This window comes from Natrinema salinisoli (assembly GCF_020405205.1).
Classification (GTDB): domain Archaea; phylum Halobacteriota; class Halobacteria; order Halobacteriales; family Natrialbaceae; genus Natrinema; species Natrinema salinisoli.
This window is the reverse complement of record NZ_CP084469.1, coordinates 405,664-422,502: the sequence shown is the minus strand read 5'-3', so window position 1 is coordinate 422,502 and position 16,839 is coordinate 405,664. Positions and strand designations below refer to the sequence as shown.

Here is a 16,839-nt window from a genome sequence, read left to right as displayed (position 1 = left end):
GGATCTCCCGCCGTCAGCCGGCAGTGCTCGAATTCGCTCGTTCTTCGATCTCGTCGCGGCCCTCCTCGAGCCACGCCGGCTCGGTCGGTTCGACGGCCGTGATCTCCTGTGTGAACTCCTCCGTGACGAAATGCCGGTCTCCGTCGGTCGTCAGTTCGCCCTCGAGCGTGTAGGCCGTGAGATGGCCGTCCTCGGCGAGCGTGAGCGTGAACGAGACGTTCTCGTAGCGCCCGAGCCGGTCGGTGTGGCCCTCGAGGCGATACCGCTCGTCCGACCCGTTCTCGACCGTCACGGTTTCGACTGCGTCGTAGGCCTCTTCCAGTGGGATGGGCGGAGCCGGTTCGATGGCCCGCGTCGAATCCGGCGTGTACGTGACCGTTCCGGACTCGTTCGTTCGAACGATCGGCAGTTCGGGGTCGATCCAGTGGTCGTAGATCACCGTTTCGGTCCCGTTCCCGGAGACGGTTCGCTCGACGCGGGCGGGTGAACCGGTCGGCGCAGCGACTACCGTTTGCGTCTCGCGTTCGACGACCGTCCCCGTTTCGTCTCGCGTCACCGTCTCCCGGCTGTTTCGGTAGGATTTGTGGTCGAACGCGTCGTGGTGCGCGCTGAGGAGGAGATATCTGTCAGTCACTCCCTCCTCGGTGAGCCCCGGGAGGAGTTCGCTCTCGTTCGCGTCGTTGGTCGTGGAATCGGTCCTATCGTCCACGAGGCCGCCACAGCCCGCGGTCATCACGATGAGGACGACCAGCAGTGTGACGGTATGGGCACGCGTACTGTCAGGCATCCGTTTCAGTGTTCGAAAGCGGCAACGCGGGCAGTTGACGGGAACCTGGACCGATATTTCGCTCTCGAGGACCGAATCGAACGATTCCGGACCGTTCTATCGACCGATTCGCGGAGGGCGATCGTCCCATATCGTGTCAAATAATCTCCCAGAATATGGCTTTTCCGACCCATCCCACCGACTGCGATCGGTGTCTACGAGCGAGCGTCGAAAGACGGTATCGAGGGTCGGTATCGGTGGAGAAACCGCGGTCGACCGATTCGGAAACGCCGTCGAAACCGCCGCTAGAACTGCTTCGTTCGTCCCGCAGCGGACCACGGGTCGGTCGGCGCATCGCGCGGAACGCGGACCGTCCGGTGTTGCTGTGCGCGGACCCGTCCCGCGAAGGCCCAGCGCTCGTCGTCCCACGTCTCCTCGCCCTCGGCTGCCGCGGCGGCGGCCGCGAGCGCGTGATCGTGGAGATGGGCGCCGATCGCGGCCGCGATCGCCGCGGCTTCCTCGTCGTCCGCGTCGTCCGGGAGGTCGAGCGTGACGTCTCCGGGCAGGGCCACCTCGAGTCCGGCCGCCTCGCCATCGGCGGCGGCCGCTTCGTCCGTGGTCGGAGCCGCGCCGTCGGCAGTGGGCTGTTGTGAAGTCATCTGACTACAGCGGGATGTTGCCGTGTTTCTTGTCCGGGTTCTGTTGGCGCTTGGTCTCGAGCATCTCGAGGTCGCGGATCAGCCGCGGGCGGGTCTCGGTGGGGACGATGACGTCGTCGAGGAACCCTTTGTCCGTCGCGGTGTAGGGGTTCGCGAACTCCTCGCGGTACTCCTCGATGAGTTCGTCGCGGAGTTCGTCTGGGTTGTCGGCCTCCGCGAGTTCCTCGCGGTAGAGGATGTTGACCGCGCCCTGTGGCCCCATGACGGCGATCTCGGCGGTCGGCCAGGCGTAGTTGACGTCGGCGCCGAGGTTTTTGGAGGCCATGACGCAGTAGGCGCCGCCGTAGGCCTTCCGGGTGATGACCGTGAGGAGGGGCACGGTCGCCTCGGCGTAGGCGTACAGCAATTTCGCGCCGTGGCGGATGATCCCGCGGTGTTCCTGATCGGTCCCGGGCATGTAGCCGGGGACGTCGACGAAGGTAACGATCGGGATGTTGAACGAATCACAGAAGCGAACGAATCGCGACCCCTTCATCGAGGCGTCGACGGTCAGCGTGCCGGCGTTGACCCGGGGCTGGTTGGCGACGAGACCGACCGAACGCCCGTCCAGTCGGCCGAAGCCGACGACGATGTTCTGGGCGAAGTTGTCCGCGACCTCGAAGAACGAGCCCTCGTCGACGACCGAGTCGATGACGTTGGTCATGTCGTAGGGCTTCTGCGGGCTCGGCGGGACGATGTCTTTGAGCTGTTCGTCGCGCCGATCGGGATCGTCCCAGGGCTCGACGCGGGGCGGATCCTCCACGTTGTTCTGGGGGAGGTAAGAGAGGAGTCGCTTGATGTCATCGAGCGCCTGTTCCTCGCTCTCGCACGCGAACTGGGCGACGCCGGTCTTGTTGGCATGGGTCATCGCGCCGCCGAGTTCCTCGTGGGTGACCTCCTCACCGGTGACGGTCTTGGTAACGCCGGGACCGGTGATGTACATGTGGCTCGTGTCTTTCACCATGAAGATGAAGTCGGTGATCGACGGGGAGTAGACTGCTCCGCCCGCACACGGACCCATGATCCCGGATATCTGGGGGACGACGCCGCTTGCCTCCTGATTTCGCCGGAAGATTTCCGTGAAGCCGGCGAGGCTCTTGACGCCCTCCTGAATGCGGGCCCCTGCGGAGTCGTTGAGCCCGATGACCGGGGCACCGACCTCCATCGCCATGTCCATCACTTTGCAGACCTTTTCGGCGAAGACTTCGCCGAGCGAACCGCCGAAAACGGTGAAGTCGTGGGCGAAGACGAAGGTGGTCCGCCCGTTGACCTCGCCGTAACCCGTGACGACGCCGTCGCCGGGGATCTTCTTCTCCTCCATCCCGAACTGGCTCGTCTGGTGGGTCCGGAGCTGGTCGAACTCCGTGAACGTGCCGTCGTCGAGGAAGTAATCGATCCGCTCGCGGGCGGTCATCTTCCCCTTGTCGTGTTGCTTCTCGATTCGGGCTTCGCCACCACCTTTGCGGGCCTCTTCGCGGAGTTCCTCGAGTTCGTCGATGCGGTCTTCCATCGTCATAGGGAATCCCTCCCGTGCCAACTCATTGAGGGAGGCAACGGTCACGGGAATAAAAAGCGTTCTGTAACTCGTATTATTTCCCATGAGGGTTTGCGTGTTCTCATTCCACACGATCTCCCGCAGTCGTATCGAATCACGCTCGAGAGTATCGTTCGTCTATCGGGTTCGACCGTCGCGAACTGGCACTCTCACTACGTAAAAAGGACTATATACCAGAACTGTCCTTGTAAGCCCATAGCAATGCGATGTAATCGACGAAACGTGCTACGTGGGCTGGGTGCAGCAGGTATGGCTGGCGTCGCTGGATGTATTGGTGATGGGGTCGGCGACGGCGGTGACGACGCGGACGCGATGGTGGGCGTCCTCCAACCGGTCACGGGTGACCTCGGCAACCTCGGCGCGCCGATCCGGGACGCTGCGATCCTCCCCGGAACGCAACTCGAGGACAGCGACTACTCGATCGACATTCGCGAAGAGGACTCCGAATCGACGGCCGACGCCGGGATAAGCGGTGCCCAATCGCTCGTCGATGCAGGGTATCCGGCGATCACCGGTGCGGCGTCCTCGCAGGTAACGATCACGGTCGCGGAGGACGTTCTGATCCCGAACGAGGTCGTGGGGATCTCGCCGGCGAGTACCGCACCGACGATCACGAACCTCGAGGACGACGACTTCATCTTCAGGACCTGTCCGAGCGACGCCCTGCAGGGCGAAGTCATGGCGCAGGTCGCCTACGAGGAGCGCGGCCTCGAGTCCGCCGCGTCGTTCTATCTCAACAACGACTACGGCCAGCAACTGTCGGACGCGTTCGTCAGCGCTTTCGAAGAACTCGGCGGCACCGTCTCGAACACCGTCTCGTTCGAGGCCGAACAGCCGTCGTACACGTCGGCACTCGAGAGCGCGCTGGCGGACGATCCGGACATGATGATCGTCATCGGCTACCCGGCCAGCGGCGAACAGATCTTCCGGGACTACTACTCGGACTTCGACTCCGGGCAGACGATCATGGTGACCGACGGCCTCCGCGACGGCGACCTCCCCGGCAACGTCGACAACGAAATGGCGAACGTCGTCGGGACGGCCCCGCTCGCTGCCGGACCCCAGCAGGACGCGTTCACTGAACTCTATCAGGACGAATACGAGAGCGAACCCGGCGTATTCACCGCGCAGGCCTACGACGCGACGGCGGTCAACATCCTCGCGAGTATCGCCGCCGGCGAAACGAACGGCCCCGCGATCCGCGACAGCATTCGCGACGTGGCGAACCCCGACGGGCAGGAAGTCGGACCGAGCAACCTCGCCGAGGCCCTTCAGCTGGTCGACGACGGCGAGCCGGTCAACTACCAGGGTGCCTCGAGCAGCGTCAACTTCGACGACAACGGCGACATGCAGGCGGTCACCTACGAGATCTTCGAGTTCAGCGAGGACGGCGTCGAGACGGTCGAGGAGATCAACTTCGAAGCCTGATCGACTCGGTTCGACGCTCGCTCGGACGATTCTTTTTTGCAACGTAGATCCAGCGACCGGCTGGCGACCACGGACGGGAGCGATAGCGCTGTGATCTCGGGCGACAACGAATAGTGAGCGCGGTCGGCGTCTGGCCCCGTCCTAGCCGCCGAGGAAGTCCTGTCGAACCTGTTCGTCGGCGAGCAAGGCGTCGCCGCTGTCGACGTACCTGTTCTGACCCTGCACGAGCACGTAACCGCGATCACACCGACGTAACGCCTCTTTCGCGTTCTGCTCGACGAGGAGCACCGCCGTGCCGCCGTCGTTGATCTCGTCGATCCGATCGAACATGTCGTCGACCAGATCGGGTGCGAGCCCGGCACTGGGCTCGTCCAGCATGAGCAGATCGGGGTCGAGCATCAGTGCTCGCCCCATCGCGAGCATCTGCTGTTGCCCACCGCTCATCGTGCCCGCCTTCTGGGACTTGCGGTCCTCGAGGATGGGAAACCGGTCGTAGATCCGCCGAAGGCGCTCTTCGGGGACCTCGTCCAGAATGTACGCCCCCATCTCGAGGTTCTCTTTGACCGAGAGCGACGGAAAGACGTTGTCGTTCTGTGGCACGTAGCCGATTCCCGTCGAGATGATGTCCTCGGGTCGGTACGTGCTGATCTCCTCGCCGTCGAACTCGATCGAGCCGCCCATGTAGCTCGTCAGACCGAAGATCGACTTCATGACCGTCGACTTCCCCGCCCCGTTCGGACCGACGATCGTGACGTACTCGCCCGCGTCGACGGTCATGTCGACGCCCTCGAGGATCTGTAAGTCTCCATACCCCGCGTCGAGATCGGAAACCGTGAGCAGTCCCATCAGACGTCACCTCCGAGATAGGCCTCGACGACTTCCTCGTTCGCCTGGATTGCTTCGGCCGTCCCTTCGGCGAGAACCGACCCCTGGTGCATGACGATGACGTGTTCGCAGTGGTTCATAATAACGTCCATATCGTGCTCGACCAGGAGGAACGTGTACCCCTGCTCCTGGAGCTCGTGGATGTGCCCCAGAAGCTTCTTCTCGAGCGACGGGTTGACTCCCGCCATCGGCTCGTCTAGGAGGAGCATCTCCGGGTCCGTCAGCAGCGCTCGAGCGAGTTCGAGTAACTTCCGCTGCCCGCCCGAGAGGTTGCCGGCGTATTCGTGTGCGAGGTGGTCGATCTCGAAGAACTCGAGCATTTCCCACGCCCGCTCGCGCATCTCTTTTTCCTGTTCGACGACGTCCCCTCTGGCGATCGGGGTGACCGACCGCCACAGCGACTCGCCGAGTTGCCCCTTCGGCGCGAGCATCATGTTCTCGAGGACGGTCATCTCGGGGAACTCCCGAGCGATCTGGAACGTCCGAACGAGACCGCGGTTGGCGATCTGGTACGGTTCCCGTCCCGTGATGTCCTCGCCGTCGAAGATGACTGCACCCTCCTCCGGCGTGTGAACGCCGGTGATGCAGTTGAAGGTCGTCGACTTCCCGGCCCCGTTCGGGCCGATCAGGCCCGTAATCGTGCCCCGTTCGACCGCGAAGGTCGCGCCGTCGACGGCGGTGATCCCGCCGAAGTGCTTCTCGAGGTTCCGGAGCTCGAGTATCGAGGCATCGAGTTCCCTGCGTTCCGATTCGTCGATTCCCTGCTCCTCGTTCGTGGACCGTGGTTCGGTTTCGGCGTCACTCATTGGCCTCACCCCCGTCAGTTTCGGGAGACCGACGTGAGAGGTCGGTCGCGGCCGCGATCTCCTTTCGGTGGCCGAGCAGGCCGTCGGGACGCCAGATCATGAGTAGTATGAGCACGACGCCGATGAAAATGAACCGGAGCTCGTCGATACTGCCGATGAGGTAGCCCAGCAGCGGCAGCGGATCGCCCGAGCCCAGTGCGGCGAACGCGTCGACGATGGTCGGCGGTGCGCGGACGTCGAAGAGCGCTCTGACGATCGTCCGAATGAACCGGGGGCCCTGATAGAGAAACGCGGCGAAGGCGAAACCGCCGACGATGCTACCGGTGTTCGATCCGGAGCCGCCGACGATGAGCGCGACGAAGATGTAGAACGTCACGATCGGCATGAAGCTGTTCGGACTGATCTGGGTCCGGCTCCCCTGCCAGAGGATGCCGGCGAGTCCCATCAGCGCACAGCCGAGCATGAAGACCTTGATCTTCGCGCTGTTCGTGTCCTTGCCGAGCGAGCGGGCCGCGAGTTCGTCCTCGCGGATCGCCTTCAGGATCCGCCCGAACGGGGAGAACGCGATTCGGGTCAACAGGAGGTAGAAGGCGACGACGAATCCGATCAATACGAGCGTGTACGTCCCCTGAATGATGATCGAGTTCGTGACCCCCACTGCGTCTCCCAGTCCGAACAGGACGTTACCGAGGGCCGTCGGCTCGGCGGATCGATCGCTGCCCCCGAACAGCAGGTAGGTCGCGATGACGTCGGTCGACGGGGCGCGAATACCGCTGCCGCCGCCGGTCCCGAGGCTGACTCCGGCGATATCGAACTCCTGCAGCGACCGCGAGAGCAGGGCTCGACGGATGATTTCGGATAGTCCGAGCGTGACGATAGCGAAGTAGTCGGCTCGCACCCGCAGGGCCGGCAGGGCCGCGACGAATCCGACGAGGGCGGCGGCGATCATGCCGCCGACGACGCCGACGACCAACGGGAGCCCCAGACCGGGCGGCGATCCGTCCGGTGCGGCGGTCAGCATCCCCATCGTGTACGCGCCGACGGCCATGAATCCGGCGACGCCGATGTTGAACAGGCCGGTGTACCCCCAGTGGAGGTTCAACGCCAGCGCCGCGAGCCCGTAGACGGCCGCGAAGAACGTGATCCGCTGCAGTTGACTGACGATGAGATTGACGCTGACGCCGAACAGCAGTCCGATCGCGATGAAGAAGACGTACGTCGCCAGTACGACTCCCCCGATGAGCAGCAAATCGTTTTGCCACTGTGGTCGCTCCGAATCCGTTACCGCGTCTCTCAGTCCCTTCGAAAGCGATGTCATGCCGTTTCCACCCCGCTAAACAGCCCGTCGGGTCGGAAAATCAAGACGAGGATCATCAACGTGAACGCCGCGATCTCGTTCATGTCCGAGGGGATCCAGACGAGCGAGAGATTGATCGTGATGCCGATCACGAGCGAGCCCGCGATCGCGCCGTAAATCGAGCCGATACCGCCGAGGATGACGGCCGCGAAGATCAGGAGGAGAAGGAACCAGCCGAGGTTGATCGAGACCTGCCCGCGATCGAGGACGATGAGGTACCCGGCGGCACCAGCGAGACCGGCTCCGATCACCCAGGTCGCAAAGATCACGCGCTCAGTCGGAATACCGGTAATGAGCGCGAGGTCCTTGTTGTCCGACATCGCCCGCATCGACTTGCCGAGTTTCGTGTACTGCAAGAGTAAATGGACGCCGAGTATCAACGAGAGCGCCGAGACGACGAGGGTCATCTGGTGAAGATCGACGCCTGCCACATCCGGGGCCGACGCCACGACGCCTCGAGTTTCCGGCGTGTAGAACACGGCGAGGAGGTATCGTAGCGCGAGCGCGACACCGACGCTGGCGATGAGCACCGCGATGCCGTCTTCGTCACGCAGCCGCCGATAGACGAGCCGATCGATCGCCAGCGCGACGAGAACCGTCACGATCACGGCCGCGACGAGACCCAGAACGATCGCGACCGGTGCCGCGAGGATGTCCATCCCTATACGGCCGGGCTGTGCGCCGCCGCCCGCCCGAAGCAGGAGGCGACTGGTCAGGTCCGCGACGCCGATCCCGCCGATCAGATAGGCGACAGTCCACCCGGAGAACGCGCCGGTCGTAATGAGATCACCGTGCGAAAAGTTCGCGAAGCGGAGAATGCTGTAGGTCATCGAGAGGCCGATCGCCGCGAGACCGATATACAGCGAGTCGATGAATCCGGTCCAGAGGTACGATCCCAACCGAGCCAACGGCAACTCTCCAGTCAGGAGCAGGCGGAGCAGATCGAATACCAAAACGACGACCCCGAGAAGCAATCCCACCCCGACTAGTTCCTGTACGGTCATGTCTGACAGTGTTCCCCGTACGTTCCCTGTACTCATATCTATCCGAGTGTTACGCCGGGAGTTGAAATAGTTCACGACAGAGCGACTCCGACAGGCCATTCTCGCGAACGCCCCGGTCAAATGGCTCGAGTCGTCGTCTTCGGCTCGTCACCGAACGAGAACGACGCTTCTCCCGGAAGCCGCAATACCGAAGGTTTCGATCGATCACGACCGCTCGTCGATCGTCGGAACTACCTCGAGGCAGTCGTCTCGTCCCCTGTCGAAAGCACTCCCGCGGTCCGCGTCACAAGCCGGTCGTCCAGCAGCCCTGGTCGAGTCACGCTGTGGTAGCTGATCCACAGCGACTCGTTCATTGAGCCTCCATTAAGTATGATAGCAAGAAATTCAGTATAAATATGATTAGTACGCATAAAAATAGAAAAATAATGAATATAGTGTTCAAATGTAAGGTTTTAGGTGCGGGGTATCGTCGCTATCGGTATGGCACAGCGCGAATCATGGGCAACACGAACAGGCTTCATCCTCGCCGCAGTCGGGAGTGCGGTGGGGTTGGGAAACATCTGGCGGTTCCCGTATCAGGTCGGTGAATACGGCGGTGCAGCGTTCCTCGTCTTCTATCTCCTCCTGATCGCGTTCGTCGGCTTCCCGGTCATGTTGGCCGAGTTCACGATCGGCCGGTACACCGAACGAAACCCCGTCGGCGCGCTCAAGCAGATCGGACGAGGGATCGGCTCGAAGATCGGCTGGGTGTTCGTCGTCGCCGGATTCGTCATCCTGTCGTATTACAGCGTCGTCGCCGGCTGGATTCTCAAGTACATCGCCATCGGTCTGCAGGGCAATTACGCTGCCGGCGGTGCCGGCGCACAGTTCGCGGCGACCACCGGCGGGCTGACGTCAGTTCTCACACACGCGATCTTCATGGCCGCCGTTATCGGGATCGTCGCGTTCGGTATCAGGGACGGTATCGAGGCCTCGGTCAAGCTGATGGTACCGGCGATCATCGCGCTCCTGGTCGGACTGGCCGTCTACGCCGGGACGCTCTCCGGTGCCGGCGAGGCGTATGCGTACTATCTCTCGCCCGATCTGGGAACGATCGCAGCGAACTGGACCGAGATCCTTCCCGCGGCGGCCGCACAGGCGTTCTTCACGCTGTCGCTCGGGATGGGCGTCATGATCACCTACGCGTCCTACCTCGGCGAGGACCGGAACCTCGCCAAGGACGGCCTCATCATCGTCGGTCTCGACACGTTGATCGCGTTTACGGCCGGGCTGGTTGCGTTTCCGATCCTCTTCACCGCTAACTTACGAGAGACCACTGACGGGCCGGGCTTCATTTTCGTCAGCCTCTCGGAGGCGTTCAGTAACGTCCCGTTCGGCTGGCTCCTCGGCGCCGTCTTCTTCGCCACCGTCGCGATCGCCGCCCTCTCGAGTGCGATCAGTATCATGGAGGTCGTCGTCTCGTACCTGATCGACGAACACGGTATCGACCGAAAGCCGGCGGTGGCAGGCCTCGGAACCGCGATATTCCTCCTCGGCGTTCCCGTGGCATACGATCAGTCCTCGGCGCTGGTCTGGCTCACGGTGTACGACGGGCTCGCAAACCAGATCCTGCTCATCCTCGGCGGCCTGCTGTTGGCGATCTATGTCGGCTGGTTCAGGGCCGATCTCGGACTCGAGGAACTCGGCAAAGGGTTCCGAAACATCGGCTCCTGGGGACAGACTTGGATCTGGATGCTCCGGGTCCCAGTCATCGCGTTACTACTCGTGGTCCTCTGGTACAACGGAAGCGCGGTCTACGAGAGTCTCGCGAGCATCTTCGGGTAATCACGAAGCCGCGGACACAGAATTGACGCGTTTCTTTTCGCTTGAATCCCGACCTTTGAGGCGTCCCTCGTATCGCTACTCGTGTCGCGAGCGTCCGTTTTCTGCCGTTCCAGTGGTGTACCTAACTGATCACGCCTCACCGTACACCGGCACGGCAGCACCGCTGGTCACCGCAGCGCCGTCGCTACTCAGGAACGCCATCACGTCCGCGATCTCGCTCGGATCGACCCACTCGTCGTGATCCGCGTCGGGCATCATCTCCCGATTCATCGGGGTGTCGATCACGCTCGGCATGACGCAGTTGGCCCGTACCGTCCCGCGGTTCTCCTCCGCTAACGTCTCCGTTAGTAGCCGGATTCCCGCTTTCGTGATCCGGTACGGGCCGTCGCCCTCGCCGCCCTCGAGCGACGAGCGCGCACTGATACTCACGATCGATCCCTCCGTCTCTTGCAAATGGGGAACGGCGTGTTTCGACGCGAGGAAGGCCGTCTTCAGATTGACGTCCATGAGGAGTTCGTACTCCTCGAGATCGGTGTCCTCCACGTGATCGCCGCCGCGCCACGTGCCCGCGATGTTCAGCAGATGGTCGATGCGGCCGTGGTCGTCGACGACGGAATCCACCAACTCCGCGACGTCGTCCTCGTCGGTCAGGTCCGCCTCGTAAAACGCGAGGGCGGATTCTTCGGTGGGTGCATGCTCGAGCTGGCTGTCCTCGTCGTCCGGCGCGACGACGTCGACGGCACAGACCGTCGCACCTGCCTCGAGGAACCGGTCGACGGCGGCGCTGCCGAGCGCGCCGCTCGCACCGGTGATCACCGCGACGGTGCCGTCGAAATCGACGTCGAAATCCGTTCTCGCTGCCATACCATACGGTGTGTTGTCCGGTCGCATCAAAGCAGGGGTGTGGTGACGAGTATCCCATTCCGCACTCGATACGGCGGCTGCAATCGAGGGGACGACTGAAGCCGTCGGGACGCAATACACCACTGAATGCGTCTCATCGCCCATCGGGGGTTCGCCGCGAGCGCACCGGAAAATACGATCGGTGCCGTCCGAACTGCTGCCGAGCACGCCGACGGCGTGGAGGTCGACGTGCGACGCTGTGGCTCCGGCGAACTCGTCGTCGTCCACGACGAGACGATCGACCGCGTCACCGACGGTTCCGGCGCGGTCGCGGAGACCTCGCTTTCGGAACTCGCCGATCGCACCGTCCTCGAGTCCGGCGAGTCGATCCCGACACTTACCCGACTGCTCGAGGCCGCCCCGCCCTCCGTCGGGATCACGCTCGAACTCAAGGAACCGGGTATCGCCGCGGACGTCCTCGACACGCTCGACGACGTTGCCGTCGACAACCGCGTCCTCACGACCTCGTTCCTGCCGGCCGAGTTGCGGACGATTCGCGACGGCGACCCGAGCCAACCGATCGGACTACTGGTTAGCCGCCGCCTCGAGACGCCGGTCACGACGGCGATCGAACTCGACTGTGACGTCCTCGGCGCGAACTGGTGGCGTTGTCTGGCCACCGGGATCGTCCCGCGGGCGACCGAAATGGGACTCGAGGTTCACGCGTGGACGGTCGAGCGACGATCGATTGCGGCCCTGCTCGCCCGCCGCGGCGTCGATGGCGTAGTGGCAGACCGACCGATCGACCTGTCGTCTCCCGAGGCGAAATCGGTGACACCGTGATCGACGACGCTGGCTGGCTCCCGCTCAGTCCTCGAGGAGCCCGGCTCGCTCGAGTTCGTCCCGAACGATTTCTCGGACGTCGGCCTCGCTTCGACCGGTATCCGTTCGCGCGGCGGCCACTTCCTCGTTGAGCGCGGCCATGAGGTCGAAGACGTCCTCGAGTTGCTCGTAGGCGTTGTCGTGCTCGCTCTCGAACATCTCGGGGGAGAGCGCGGCGGTCTCGGGGTCGCCCTCGCGTTCGACGGCGACCGGCGTCAGCCGCCTGCTTCGAGTGACGCTTTCGACGCTGTTGACGTTCGTCGCGAGGTGGTTCCCGAGGTGTTCCTGTGCGTAGTCCGGGCCGTGGATCAGTGCGATCGTCTCCGGGTCGACCGTGCGGGCGAACTCGAGCAGGCCGTGCTGGGCGGCGTGACCGCTGAGCCCGCCGACCATCGTGACCCAGTCGGCCGGAATCGTCACTCGGGTGGTCGGTTCGTTCGAGCCCTCGGTCGTGATCCAGCTCACGTTGTCAGCGGCCGCCCAGTCCGTTCCGAACGGCGTGGCGCTGGTCGTGAACTGCACGTCGTCCGTCCCGGCGTCGACCTGGTTCTGGATCGTTCGCCCGATCGTCTGTTGTGCCTGATAGCCGGTGAGCAACACCGTCGCGGAGTGGAACCGGGACGCGAGCTCGACGAGATAGCGCGGGGAGTTCCCGCCGGTCAGCATCCCCGACGGCGAGACGATAATGGGTACCTTGCCGCCCGAGGAGGGATCCGCGTCCTCGAGAATCGCCCGCCGATCGGCGTCGTTCTCCGGGAACTCGACCTGCGGCGGCGAGAACGGGGTCGCATCGCCGCTCTCCCGCGCCCGGTTCGTGATCGCCTCGGACAGGTACATCTCGTCCGTGACGTACTCGTGATAGAGGGCCGTCGCCTCCTGTGCCATGCCGTCGACCACGAGCCGGACGCGGTCGCTGAGGTCGCCGGGGAGCGTGTGAAGTCGATCGGAAAACAGCAACTGGAGGGTCTGGGACCGGCCGACGGCGAAGGTCGGGATCAGGACGGGTTCGCGATCGTTCAATGCGCGCTCGACGGCCTCGTAGATCGTCGTCTGTGCGTCACCGAACGACGTGTGGCTATGGGTCGCGCCGTAGGTCGACTCGAGGAACAGAACGTCCGCCTGCGGCGGTGGTGTGATGTCCGGCAAGTGGCTGGCGCGACCCCCCAGATCGCCGGAGAACACGACGCGGTGGCCGCCCGTCTGAAGCATGAGCCACGCCGAGCCGAGCAGGTGGGCGGCGTTTCCGAGTTGATAGACTAACGGGTCTTGATCGACTGCGTCCGCGACCCCCTCGACCCGCCCGCCGCCGTAGTCGACGGGCTCGAAGCGGTCGAACACCGCCGAGACGTCCGCCCGGGTGAATTGCTGACTCTTCCCCTGTCGATTCGCCTCTCTGCGGTGGATCTTCAGCGAATCCTCGAGCAGGGTCTTCGCGAGGTCGATCGTCGGCCGCGTCGCGATGATCGGCGCGTCGTCGTCGAGGAAGCCCCGGGCCTCGAGTACCGGCAGTCCACCGCAGTGGTCGATGTGCGCGTGCGTCAGAAAGACCGCATCGACCGACCCGGGCCCGAGCCCGCGGAAGTCGGGATAGTCGTCTCCCTCCCCCTGGTTCAGGCCGCAGTCCACGAGGTAGGTTCCGTACTCGGTGTCGACCTGATAGCAACTCCGACCGACTTCGCGATCGCCGCCGCGCGGGGTGACGACGAGCGGCCGATCCGGGGACGGCTGGGCGTCGGCGTGCTCGAGGGGATCGAACGTCTGATCGGCATCGGCAGGGATCCACGGTGTTTCCGGATTTATTCCAGTCATTACCGTAATGTAAGTCCGGTCACACATGGGGTCTTCGGTTGCTCGAAGGAGTCAGATTCGGAGCGATGGAACCCACCGCCGGCTCGAAGCAGTGACCGTTCCCCCCAACGGTCGAACGGGCCGACAAGGGGACCGACCGGGCCGAAAAGGTCGCCGTCGGCTACGAACCCGTTTCGACGAGGTCCGCTTCCCCGTGCGTCTCGTCGACGCTGGTAACCCGGACGGTCGCCTCGATCGCCGAAACGTCCGCCTCGAGGAAGAGGACGAACCCGCTCTCGGTCTTGCAGACCAGCGTCCCGTCGGATTTCCGGTCGACGATGTCGACCGTCACGGTGTCGCCCGGTTCGGGTTTCCCGCCCAGTGACTCCCCGCATCGCCAGCAGTCGGTCTCGTACTCCGGAGCGCTTTCCGGCGCGTTGTTCGCCCCGCATCGAGGCGCGTCGCACTTGATGAACGAGTCGTGTTTCCCCGGTTGATAGCGTCCCACAGCGCTACCGAAGCTACTGGTCGATAAAAACGTGGCGCCGATGGGGCGCCGACGCGGGACCGAGCACGTCACGGGCCGCGTCTGTGACCCGTGCGTCGTCGGTCGCTGCTGCGAGCCGGACGAGTGCGTACCCGATCCCGCTTTCGAGCGACGACGAACGGATTATATCGACCATCTGGTATCGGAATTGTTATGTGATAAAAGAGTGAATCCCCGATATGTACGATCTTACTGGCTTCCAGCGAGACTTGCTGTACACGATCGCTGGTCAGGACGACCCGCACGGACTCGCGATCAAAGAGGAACTCGAGGACTACTACGAGAAGGAGATCCACCACGGACGGCTCTATCCGAACCTCGACGAGGTCGTCGACAAAAGCCTCGTCGAAAAAGGCGAACTCGACCAGCGAACGAATTACTACACGATCACCGCCCGCGGCCGCCGCGAACTCGAGGCTCGACGACGGTGGGAAGACGACTACGTCGACGAACTGTTCTCGGACTCGGAGTAACGTCGGCGACACCCCGTCTTTCGGCTACTCGGACGGCCGTCTCGAGGATTGATCCGGAGCGACTACGATAGCCGTCGCTCCGCGACAGGACCAGCTCCGATCCGCCCGCCTCGGGGCCCGCCATCCTCAACTTCCCGCCGGGCGTCCGTCTACGCGTGAACCACGACCGAATCCACGCTCGGAAACCGACGCACGATATCGAGCGCTGGTCCGTCGGGACGATCGAACGGATCGACGAGCGGGACGGACATCACGTCTTCGACGTGCAGACTGACGGGGGAGAGAGGGTCGAACTCGTCGTCACCGCCGCTATCCGGGAGTTGGTCGTCAGTAGACTCGACCTCGAGGAAGACGAGTCCCCGACCGGCGCTCGAGTCTGGTATCGGAAACGCGGCGGCTGAGACGTCGGGCCGGATCGCGAGCGGAGGAGGATCGACGCGAACCCTACTCGCCGACGGTCGTCACGGACAGCGTTCGGGTTCGCGGGCCGTCACACTCGACGAGCAACACCGACTGCCAGGTCCCCAGCGCCAACTCGCCGTCGTCGATCGGAATCGTCACGTCGGGGCCGACCAGCGCCGCTCGCAGGTGCGAGTCCGCATTCCCGTCCAGTTCGTCGTGTGCGTGGCCCTCGTCGGGAACGAGATCCCGCAGGAACGACTCGAGGTCACCGCGAAGCCGCGGTTCGTCCTCCTGAACGACGAGCCCGGCCGTCGTGTGTTCGACGAAGGCCGTGCAGGTCCCCGACTCGAGGTCGTCGGGCACCGCCGCGGCGATGCGATCGGTCACGTCGACGGTCGTCAGTCGGGACTCGGTCTCGACGGTCAGTTCCATACTCGAGCGCAGGACGGCGAGGAGAGAGTCGGTTTCGGTCTGGTCGAAAACGAACGCGACAGTGGCGTCAGGTGAGCCCCTTCAGCGCCCAGGTAGCGCGGTCGCGCACGTTCGGTTCCGGATCCTCGTTCGCGAGGTCCGCGAGTCGGTGTGCGGCCGCGTCTACCCGGCCGTGGCCCAGCGCGATGCAGGCGGTCGCTCGTACGTGTGGCTGGTCGTCCGTGAGTAAGTCGAGCAACTGCCCGCGAACAGGCTCGACCGCTGTGGAAATCTCCGCGGCGACGCGGGCGATCGTGACTGCGGCGACGGCCCTCGTGTCCGGATCGGGACACGAAAGCGCCGCCCCGAGATCAGTACAGAGCGGTTCGACCGCGGCGGAATCGCGGTGAGCGACGTCCCCGAGGCAGCCGATCGCCGCGTGTCGCAGCGTCCGGTCGTCGTGATCGGCGAGAGTGGCGGCGTGCGTGGCGAACTCGAGGGAGGACACGGTTCCGCCGGATCGCACCAGCCGACGGAGCGCCCGGAGCGTCGGGATCCCGTTTTCGACCGGATTCGCCTCGAGCGCGTCGGTGAGAACCGATACCGCCGGTTCGATCGCCGTCGGTTCCTCCGTCGAGACGGCGGCGATCGCCTCGAGCCCCCGCCGGTCGTACCCGGGTCGCCGCTCGAGGACGTCAGCGATCGCTTCGGTGTGGTCGGCGACGACGTCCGGCCGGTCGGCCGCGACGGCGGCGATACACCGGAGGAGTTCCCGCGCGACCGGTTGGTCGGCGTGCTCGACGGCGACGGCCACGATCGACCCCGTCGACGGTGCGACGTCGGTCGGTGCCCGGGCTGCCAGATCCGCGAGACAGGCCGCGATCTCGTCGTGAAAATCGAGCTCGGGGCGCTCGAGCAGCGTCCGGAGTTTCGGAACCGTCGGGGCACACGCGGCCGCGTGGTCGCCGTCGTCGATCGCGGTTCGAATCCGGTCGACTGCGGCTCGTTGTTCGCTCGGATCCCCGCTGTCGAGTCGTGCTAGGACAGACGGCAGGTCGACTCCGGTGGCCCCCCGGCCCCGGGGATCGACGGCCTCGTCCCCTTCCCCATCCATCGTGTCCCAGCATTCGACAAGTGAACTAAAAGCGTTCTGGCTAACGGTCGCTGAAA

18 protein-coding genes are annotated in these 16,839 nt (G+C 64.2%); 5 read left to right on the top strand and 13 right to left on the bottom strand.

The features are described from left to right. Positions 1 to 13: 13 nt before the first annotated feature. The 3 genes from LDB05_RS02160 to LDB05_RS02150 form a co-directional block, all read right to left on the bottom strand. Positions 14 to 787: a hypothetical protein gene (locus LDB05_RS02160; protein ID WP_226006287.1), complete on the bottom strand. Its 774-nt coding sequence runs from the start codon at positions 785 to 787 to the stop codon at positions 14 to 16. A gap of 284 nt (positions 788 to 1,071) precedes the next feature. Next, on the bottom strand, positions 1,072 to 1,425 hold the full coding sequence (locus tag LDB05_RS02155; RefSeq protein WP_226006286.1) for a DUF8022 family protein: 354 nt from the start codon (positions 1,423 to 1,425) through the stop codon (positions 1,072 to 1,074). A 4-nt stretch (positions 1,426 to 1,429) separates the two neighbouring features. Further along, complete coding sequence (locus tag LDB05_RS02150) at positions 1,430 to 2,974, bottom strand: acyl-CoA carboxylase subunit beta (protein ID WP_226007859.1); 1,545 nt, start codon at positions 2,972 to 2,974, stop codon at positions 1,430 to 1,432. Between the two features lie 294 nt (positions 2,975 to 3,268). Here LDB05_RS02150 and LDB05_RS02145 point away from each other — a divergent pair, with 294 nt between their 5' ends. Continuing rightward, the gene (locus tag LDB05_RS02145) at positions 3,269 to 4,447 is read left to right on the top strand and encodes an ABC transporter substrate-binding protein (RefSeq protein ID WP_226006285.1); all 1,179 of its coding nucleotides are present in this window, start codon (positions 3,269 to 3,271) and stop codon (positions 4,445 to 4,447) included. A 141-nt stretch (positions 4,448 to 4,588) separates the two neighbouring features. On the opposite strand, the gene LDB05_RS02140 is transcribed toward LDB05_RS02145, so the two are convergent. From LDB05_RS02140 to LDB05_RS02125, 4 genes are read right to left on the bottom strand one after another with little or no spacing between them, the layout of a single operon-like run. Continuing rightward, the gene (locus tag LDB05_RS02140; protein WP_226006284.1) at positions 4,589 to 5,293 is read right to left on the bottom strand and encodes an ABC transporter ATP-binding protein; all 705 of its coding nucleotides are present in this window, start codon (positions 5,291 to 5,293) and stop codon (positions 4,589 to 4,591) included. Continuing rightward, entirely contained in the window at positions 5,293 to 6,138 is an 846-nt protein-coding gene (locus LDB05_RS02135; protein ID WP_226006283.1) for an ABC transporter ATP-binding protein, read from the bottom strand. The genes LDB05_RS02140 and LDB05_RS02135 overlap by 1 nt, the downstream gene beginning before the upstream one ends. Then, positions 6,131 to 7,456 carry a branched-chain amino acid ABC transporter permease gene (locus LDB05_RS02130; protein WP_226006282.1) on the bottom strand — a complete coding sequence of 442 codons (1,326 nt, stop codon included), beginning with the start codon at positions 7,454 to 7,456 and terminating at the stop codon, positions 6,131 to 6,133. Before LDB05_RS02130 ends, LDB05_RS02135 begins: the two co-directional genes overlap by 8 nt. After that, positions 7,453 to 8,535 carry a branched-chain amino acid ABC transporter permease gene (locus tag LDB05_RS02125; RefSeq protein ID WP_226006281.1) on the bottom strand — a complete coding sequence of 361 codons (1,083 nt, stop codon included), beginning with the start codon at positions 8,533 to 8,535 and terminating at the stop codon, positions 7,453 to 7,455. The genes LDB05_RS02130 and LDB05_RS02125 overlap by 4 nt, the downstream gene beginning before the upstream one ends. 444 nt (positions 8,536 to 8,979) lie before the next feature. Here LDB05_RS02125 and LDB05_RS02120 point away from each other — a divergent pair, with 444 nt between their 5' ends. Beyond that, a complete protein-coding gene (locus tag LDB05_RS02120) occupies positions 8,980 to 10,323 on the top strand; it encodes a sodium-dependent transporter (RefSeq protein ID WP_226006280.1) in 1,344 nt (447 codons plus the stop codon). 129 nt (positions 10,324 to 10,452) lie between these two features. On the opposite strand, the gene LDB05_RS02115 is transcribed toward LDB05_RS02120, so the two are convergent. After that, complete coding sequence (locus LDB05_RS02115; RefSeq protein WP_226006279.1) at positions 10,453 to 11,187, bottom strand: SDR family oxidoreductase; 735 nt, start codon at positions 11,185 to 11,187, stop codon at positions 10,453 to 10,455. A 126-nt stretch (positions 11,188 to 11,313) separates the two neighbouring features. Between LDB05_RS02115 and LDB05_RS02110 the strand changes: the two genes are divergently transcribed. Continuing rightward, positions 11,314 to 12,009, top strand: a complete 696-nt coding sequence (locus LDB05_RS02110; RefSeq protein ID WP_226006278.1) for a glycerophosphodiester phosphodiesterase — start codon at positions 11,314 to 11,316, stop codon at positions 12,007 to 12,009. A 24-nt stretch (positions 12,010 to 12,033) separates the two neighbouring features. On the opposite strand, the gene LDB05_RS02105 is transcribed toward LDB05_RS02110, so the two are convergent. The 3 genes from LDB05_RS02105 to LDB05_RS02095 form a co-directional block, all read right to left on the bottom strand. Beyond that, a complete protein-coding gene (locus LDB05_RS02105; RefSeq protein WP_226006277.1) occupies positions 12,034 to 13,857 on the bottom strand; it encodes an MBL fold metallo-hydrolase in 1,824 nt (607 codons plus the stop codon). A 160-nt stretch (positions 13,858 to 14,017) separates the two neighbouring features. Next, a complete protein-coding gene (locus LDB05_RS02100; RefSeq protein WP_226006276.1) occupies positions 14,018 to 14,344 on the bottom strand; it encodes a TRAM domain-containing protein in 327 nt (108 codons plus the stop codon). 13 nt (positions 14,345 to 14,357) lie between these two features. Further along, complete coding sequence (locus LDB05_RS02095) at positions 14,358 to 14,519, bottom strand: hypothetical protein (protein ID WP_226006275.1); 162 nt, start codon at positions 14,517 to 14,519, stop codon at positions 14,358 to 14,360. 43 nt (positions 14,520 to 14,562) lie between these two features. Here LDB05_RS02095 and LDB05_RS02090 point away from each other — a divergent pair, with 43 nt between their 5' ends. Continuing rightward, positions 14,563 to 14,856 carry a PadR family transcriptional regulator gene (locus LDB05_RS02090; RefSeq protein ID WP_226006274.1) on the top strand — a complete coding sequence of 98 codons (294 nt, stop codon included), beginning with the start codon at positions 14,563 to 14,565 and terminating at the stop codon, positions 14,854 to 14,856. Positions 14,857 to 15,011: 155 nt separating this feature from the next. Further along, entirely contained in the window at positions 15,012 to 15,257 is a 246-nt protein-coding gene (locus tag LDB05_RS02085) for a DUF7861 family protein (protein WP_226006273.1), read from the top strand. 43 nt (positions 15,258 to 15,300) lie between these two features. On the opposite strand, the gene LDB05_RS02080 is transcribed toward LDB05_RS02085, so the two are convergent. Together LDB05_RS02080 and LDB05_RS02075 are read right to left on the bottom strand one after the other, a co-directional pair. Beyond that, a complete protein-coding gene (locus LDB05_RS02080) occupies positions 15,301 to 15,690 on the bottom strand; it encodes a secondary thiamine-phosphate synthase enzyme YjbQ (RefSeq protein WP_226006272.1) in 390 nt (129 codons plus the stop codon). Positions 15,691 to 15,757: 67 nt separating this feature from the next. Beyond that, the gene (locus LDB05_RS02075) at positions 15,758 to 16,783 is read right to left on the bottom strand and encodes a HEAT repeat domain-containing protein (RefSeq protein WP_226006271.1); all 1,026 of its coding nucleotides are present in this window, start codon (positions 16,781 to 16,783) and stop codon (positions 15,758 to 15,760) included. Positions 16,784 to 16,839: the final 56 nt, after the last annotated feature.